We start from the raw sequence: 6,533 nt of genomic DNA, 5'->3' as shown, positions 1-6,533 counted from the left end.
GCCTGCCCCTGAAAGGCATCACTGCCCTGCCCGGCGGCGGGGTCCGGATCGGGGCACTGGCGCGGATGAGTGAGGTCGCCGAACATCCGCTGGTCGTGCAGGGCTTTCCGGCCGTGTCGCAGGCCCTGCTCGCCAGCGCCTCGCCGCAGCTGCGCAACAAGGCGAGCATCGGGGGCAACCTGCTTCAGCGGACGCGCTGCCCCTATTTCCGTGACCTGGCCCTGCCCTGCAACAAGCGCGAACCGGGGACCGGCTGCTCGGCCATCGGCGGCGAGAACAAGATGCAGGCGGTCCTGGGCACGAGCGACTCCTGTATCGCCACCTACGCGGGCGACATGGCGGTGGCGATGGTGGCCCTGGACGCCGTGGTGCGGGTGCGCGGCCCCAGGGGCGACCGCACGGTCAATCTCGTGGACCTCCATGTCGTGCCCGGGGACACGCCGCAGCGGGAAACCGTGCTGGCGCCCGAGGACCTGATCCTGGCGGTGGACCTTCCGGCGGCCCCGCACGCGGCGCGCTCGCACTACCTCAAGGTGCGTGACCGCGCGAGCTACGAGTTCGCAGTGACCTCGGCGGCCACAGGCCTGGACGTGCAGGGCGGGCGCATCCGCGCGGCGCGGGTGGCGTTGGGGGGCGTGGGCACCAAGCCCTGGCGCTCGCCCGAGGCCGAGGCGCTGCTGGTCGGGCAGGCCCCGACCCGTGAGGCCTTCGGCGCGGCGGCGCAGGCCGCGCTGCGGGGCGCGCGCGGCTACAGCCAGAACGCCTTCAAGATCCCCCTCGCGCAGCGCACCCTGATCCGGGCGCTGGAACTCGCCGCAGGAGGCCCCGCATGACCTCGGTCGGCCGACCCGTCAAACGTATCGAGGGCCGGGCGAAGGTGCTGGGCAAGGCCCGGTTCGCCGCCGAGTATCCCATCCGGGGTCTGGTCTACGCCGCGCCGGTGCTGAGCACCATTCCCAAAGGCCGCGTGACCGGCTTCGACCTCGCCGCTGCCCAGGCCGCGCCCGGCGTCCTCGCGGTCATCACGCACCTCAACGCCCCCAAGCTGCCCTATCTGCCCCAGACCCCGACCCTCAGCGCCGACCCCAAGATCGGCCACCCGCTGCGCGCCCTCCAGGACGACCGCGTGCTGTTCGACCGGCAGTATGTGGCTGTGGTCGTGGCCGACACGCTGGAACGCGCCGAGGCCGCCGCCGCCCTGGTGAAGGTGACCTATCAGGCCGAGCCCGCCGCCCTGAGCTTCGCGGCCGAGAAACGCCGGGCCTTCGCACCCAACGAGGCGCGGCTCGACCCCCAGCCCGAGAACCCCTCGGACTACCAGCGGGGCGATCCCGACGCGGGCATGGTGAAGGCGGCGGCGCGGATCGACGCCACCTACGTCGTGCCGACCGAGCACCACAACCCCATCGAGCCGCACGCGACCATCGCCGTCTGGTCGCCGGCCGGCACCCTGACGCTGTACGACAAGTCCCAGTGGCCGGTCAGCGTGCGCAGTCAGGTCGCCCGCGCCTTCGGGCTTCAGGCGGGCAGCGTGCGTGTCCTGGCGCCCTTCGTGGGCGGGGGCTTCGGCGGGGCGGGGCGGGCCTGGCCGCACGTGATCCTGACGGCGCTGGTCGCCAGGGCGGTGAAGCGGCCGGTGAAGTTCTCGCTGTCGCGCGAGCAGATGTACGGCACGGTGGGCTTCCGGCCCCATACCGAGCAGCGCGTGCGCCTGGGAGCCGACGCCGGCGGCAAGTTGCTGTCGCTGGTCCACGAGGCGACCGCGCAGACCAGCACCTATGAGGAATACGCCGAGGCCACGCTGCACCCCGCACGGATGCTGTACGCCTGCGACAACGTGCGGACGACCTACCGGCTGGTCGGCATGAACGTCTCGACGCCCACCTTCATGCGCGGCCCCGGCGAGGCCACCGGGGCTTTCGCTCTGGAGAGCGCGATGGACGAGCTCGCCGTACGCCTGAACCTCGATCCGGTCGAGCTGCGGCTGCGCAACCACGCCGAGGCGGACCCCGAAAAGAAGCTGCCCTGGTCGAGCAAGTCCCTGCGGCAGTGCTACGCCGACGGGGCCGAGCGGATCGGCTGGACGCGCCGCACGCCCGCGCCGGGGTCCATGCGCGACGGCCGCCTGCTCGTCGGGCTGGGCATGGCGACGGCCGTCTATCCGGCCAACCGCACCGCGTCGAGCGCCAAGGTGCTGCTGCTGGCCGACGGTTCGGCGGTGGTCCACAGTTCCAGCAGCGACATGGGGCCGGGCACCTACACGAGCATGGCCCAGGTGGCCGCCGACGCCCTGGGCCTGGACGTGTCGCGCGTGCGGGTCGAGATCGGAGACACCGAGTATCCCTTCGCGCCCGTGCAGGGCGGGTCGCAGATGATGGCGAGCCTGGGGCCGGCCGTGATGCTCAGCGCCCAGGAGGCCCGGCGCAAGGCGGTGGTGCTGGCCCTGTCCGACCGCCGCTCGCCGCTGTACGGCCTGGACCCGGCCGGGGTCACGGTGCAGGGCGGCCGCCTGTTCGCGGCGGGCGATCCGTCACGCGGCGAAACCTACGCAGCCCTGCTGGCCCGGCTGAAGGTCGCGTCGGTCGAGGGCCACCAGACCAGCGGCCCCGGCAGCGAGAAGGACCGCTACTCCTTCTGGAGTTTCGGCGCGCACTTCGTCGAGGTGACGGTGGACCCCGACGTGCTGGAGACGCGGGTGCGCCGGGTGGTCAGCTCGCTGGCGGTGGGCCGGGTCATCAACCCCCGCATCGCGCACAGCCAGGCGCTCGGCGGCGTCATCGGCGGGCTGGGTATGGCGCTCCTCGAGGAGACGCGGCGCGACGACCGCTACGGCCGCGTGACCAACGCCAACCTCAGCGAGTACCTCGTACCGGTGAATGCCGACGTGCCCCGGCTGGAACCGGCCTATGTCGAGGAGGTCGAACCCTACCTCAACCCCCTGGGCGGCAAGGGCCTGGGCGAACTGCCTATCGTGGGGGTAGCGGCGGCCGTCGCCAACGCGGTGTACCACGCCACCGGCAAGCGCGTGCGCGACCTGCCCATCGGCATCGAAAAGCTGCTCTGATCGGGGTGGGCCCCGGGGCGTCAGGTGGGCGCTGAGGGTCCCGGTCCCCCCATTCTGAAGCTTTTCCCCATCCCGCGCGTCCCCGGGGCGCGTAGGGTGGGAGCCATGACCATTCACAAAAGAGCGCTGGGCCGCACCGGCCTGCATGTCACGGAGATCGGCTACGGAGCCTGGGGCATCGGGGCCGACATGTGGAAGGGCGCGCAGGACGACGAAAGCCTGGACGCGCTGCGCCGCTACGTCGAACTGGGCGGCAACTTCATCGACACCGCGATGGGCTACGGCGACGGCCACAGCGAGCGCCTCGTCGGTGAGGTGGCCCGCGCCCACCCCGGCACCCTGGTCGCCACCAAGATCAGCCCGAAGAACATGCAGTGGCCCGCCGCGCCGGACACCGCCGCCGAGCAGGCCTACCCCGCCGAGCATGTGGTCCGCATGACGGAGGCGAGCCTGGAACGCCTGGGGCTGCCGAGCATCGACGTGCAGCAGTTCCACGTCTGGAACGACGCCTGGCTGGGGCAGGGCGACTGGCAGGACGCCGTGACCCAGCTCAAGCGCGACGGCAAGATCCGGCATTTCGGTATCTCGATCAACGACCACCAGCCGGCCAACGCCGTGAAGGCGGTCGAGGCGGGCGTGGTGGAAAGCGTGCAGGTGATCTACAACGTCTTCGACCAGTCGCCCCAGGACCGGCTGCTCGACGCCTGCCGGGCCAACGGTGTCGGCGTGATCGTGCGGGTGGCGCTGGACGAAGGCAGCCTGACCGGCAACATCACCCCGGAAACCACCTTCCCGGAGGGCGACTGGCGCAACCGTTATTTCGGGGGCCAGCGCAAGACCGAACTGCAGGGCCACCTGCGCGCGCTGGAGCAGGACCTGGGCATCGACACGGCCCGGCTGCCCGAGACCGCGCTGCGGTTCGTGCTGAGCCACCCGGCCGTGAGCACCGTCATCGTGGGGATGCGCAGCGTCCGGAACGTCGAGCGCAACGTGGCGCTGGGCGACGGCGAAGGCCTGCCCGCCGAACAGGTCCAGAAGCTCTACCGCCACCGCTGGGACCGCAACTGGTACGACCCCGCGCAGGACTGAGCCCGCCAGGGTGGGGGCCGGGGCCAGCCCTCCCCCATCCGTACGGTCCGGAAAGACGGGACAGGCGAGGAAACAGCAGCGGGCCGCCGCCCCTCCCCGCTCCGGGAGGTGTGTAATCGGCGGGTGAATTCCAGAAGGAACGCGCCCCGCCGACCGCATGCATCCAGAAGGCACGGCCGGGGCATACCGGAGACGTGCCTGCCGCCCACGCCCCACCGATTCCCCGTCTCCTGGCCCGCGTACACCTGTCCGTGCCCCTGACGGACGGTGGGCCTCTGAGCGCCGCGCCCAGGACCAGCGCCCAGGCGCACGGCGCGCTGATGGTGCAACTCCGGCACGGGCAGCCGGAAGCCCTGCGGGCGCTCTACGACGAGTTCGGGGGCGTCACCTACCGGCTGTGCCTGCGCATGCTCGCCTCGCCAGAAGACGCCGAGGAGACGCTCCAGGACACCTTCCTGCGCCTGGAAGCCCAGGCCGGGCGCTACGACCCGGCGCGCGGCAGCGTACAGACTTTCGTCCTGACCATCGCCCACCACCTGTGCCTGGAACGGCTGCGGACCCGCCGGGCACGCCCACAGGCCCAGCCCCAGGCGGCCCAGCCCGAAGACCCCGCCTTCGACCTGCCCGCTCCGCCCGCCCCCCGGGACCCGCTGGACCGGGCGCTGGTCGAGGCCGCGCTGCGGACCCTCCCCGATACGGACCGCCTGCTGCTCGAGGAGATGTTTTTCGGCGGCTATACCCACGCCGAACTGACCGCCCGCACCGGGTTGCCGCTGGGAACAGTCAAGAGTCGGCTGCGCCGCGCCCTGGTCAAGCTGCGCGAGAGGATGACGCCATGACTACTCACCCCACCGAGCTGTTGGCGGGGCATGTCCTCGGCAATCTGGAGCCGCGCGAGCAGGCGGCAGTGGAGGCGCATCTGGCCCAGTGCCCGGCCTGCCGCGCGGAGGTGGCCCGGCAGCGCGACGCTCTGTACGGGCTGGCCCAGGCCCTGCCCGCCGCCGACCCGCCGCCCGGCACCTGGGAACGCATCGAGGCCCGGCGCGCCCCCGGGGCTGGCCCGGCCACGCCGTCAGTTGGCCGCCCACCGTGGTGGGGGCTGGGTCTGGCGGCGGGCGTGGCGCTGCTGCTGGCGGGCGGCGTGGCCTCGGGCTGGCTGTTTTCTCCGGCCCGGACCGCCCAGACCGACGTGCAGCGCTGGACGGCCCAGGGGGCGGCCCAGCGACCCCTGATCTCACGCAGTGGCGCGGCGGTCGGCACCCTGCTGGTCCGGCCCGACGGTCAGGCGCTGCTGGTCCTCGGCCGCCCGGCCCCGGGGGGACAGGTCTACCAGGCCTGGGGACGGCGGGCGAGCGGGCCGCGCGCGGGGGTGCCCGTGAGCCTGGGCCTCACGGCGGGGGCCACGCTGCGCGTCACCTGGACCGGCTACGACTCGGTGGGCGTCAGTCTGGAACCGGCCGGAGGCAGCCCGGCCCCGACCCGGCCCCTGGGGCGCGCCGACGTGCGGGGCTGAAGACGGGGGCCGGCCTGCGCCCCGTCCGGCCATGCATCCAAGCGGGGCCGGCCGGGCATATGGATGGGCGGAGGTCCCCCATGAACAACGCCCTGCGCCCTGCCGCCCTGCTCGCCCTCGCCCTGACTTCGCCTGCCCTGGCCCAGACCACCCCAGCCACTCCCTCTGCCGCCCCGCTGCTGAGCGTGCGCCAGGACGCCAAACTCGGTCCCATTCTCGTCGGCCCGGACGGGCGCACGCTGTACCTGTTCACCAAGGACGGGCCGGGGCGCAGCAGTTGCACGGGCCTGTGCGCCGTGGCCTGGCCGCCCCTGACCGCCACGAAGGTTCCGGCGCGCGTCGCCGGGATCAGGGGACAGCTCAGCCTGATCCAGCGGGCCGACGGCGAGCCGCAGGTCGCCTACAACGGCATTCCGCTCTACTACTGGAAGGACGACACCAAGCCGGGCGACACGACCGGCCAGGGGGTGCAGAGCGTCTGGTTCGCGGTCAATCCGGGGCCGACCGTGCAGCTGGGCCGGGCGGGCACGCTGGGCAGCGTCCTGACGGGGCCCAACGGCCTGACCCTCTATACCTTCGCCAAGGACACGGCGGGCGTGAGCAACTGCACCGGCACCTGCGCGGTCAACTGGCCGCCCCTGCTGGTGGCGCAGCTGCCCACGCGGGGGACGGCGGTCCGGGGAAGCCTGGAAACCCTGATCCGGCCGGACGGCAGCCGTCAGGTGACGTACCAGGGCAAGCCGCTGTACTACTGGAAGGGCGACCTGAAGGCGGGAGACGCGACCGGCGAGGGCGTCATGAACGTGTGGAGTGCCGCGCGCCCCTGACCGGAGAGCGTGCGGGCCGCACCCCCGGCTCGGCCCGCAC

The 6,533-nt window shown here is 72.7% G+C and carries 6 protein-coding genes (1 of these 6 running past the window's edge); all 6 read left to right on the top strand.

Translation table 11 applies throughout. From position 1 onward, the window contains the following. Positions 1–833: the 3' portion of an FAD binding domain-containing protein gene (locus DGO_RS03635; RefSeq protein ID WP_014684138.1), read on the top strand. The gene continues 157 nt to the left of window position 1, outside the view; 833 of the gene's 990 nt are visible here — the last part of the coding sequence; the start codon falls outside the window, past its left edge; it ends in the stop codon at positions 831–833. Continuing rightward, a complete protein-coding gene (locus DGO_RS03630; RefSeq protein WP_014684137.1) occupies positions 830–3,064 on the top strand; it encodes a xanthine dehydrogenase family protein molybdopterin-binding subunit in 2,235 nt (744 codons plus the stop codon). The genes DGO_RS03635 and DGO_RS03630 overlap by 4 nt, the downstream gene beginning before the upstream one ends. A gap of 105 nt (positions 3,065–3,169) precedes the next feature. Then, complete coding sequence (locus DGO_RS03625; protein ID WP_043800945.1) at positions 3,170–4,153, top strand: aldo/keto reductase; 984 nt, start codon at positions 3,170–3,172, stop codon at positions 4,151–4,153. 194 nt (positions 4,154–4,347) lie between these two features. Continuing rightward, positions 4,348–4,992: a sigma-70 family RNA polymerase sigma factor gene (locus tag DGO_RS03620; protein WP_226991431.1), complete on the top strand. Its 645-nt coding sequence runs from the start codon at positions 4,348–4,350 to the stop codon at positions 4,990–4,992. After that, complete coding sequence (locus DGO_RS03615; RefSeq protein ID WP_083847201.1) at positions 4,989–5,666, top strand: anti-sigma factor; 678 nt, start codon at positions 4,989–4,991, stop codon at positions 5,664–5,666. Before DGO_RS03620 ends, DGO_RS03615 begins: the two co-directional genes overlap by 4 nt. 80 nt (positions 5,667–5,746) lie before the next feature. Beyond that, entirely contained in the window at positions 5,747–6,493 is a 747-nt protein-coding gene (locus DGO_RS03610) for a hypothetical protein (protein ID WP_014684133.1), read from the top strand. Positions 6,494–6,533 lie beyond the last annotated feature (40 nt).

The organism is Deinococcus gobiensis I-0, assembly GCF_000252445.1.
Lineage (GTDB): Bacteria > Deinococcota > Deinococci > Deinococcales > Deinococcaceae > Deinococcus > Deinococcus gobiensis.
This window is presented reverse-complemented; position numbering and strand designations above follow the sequence as displayed.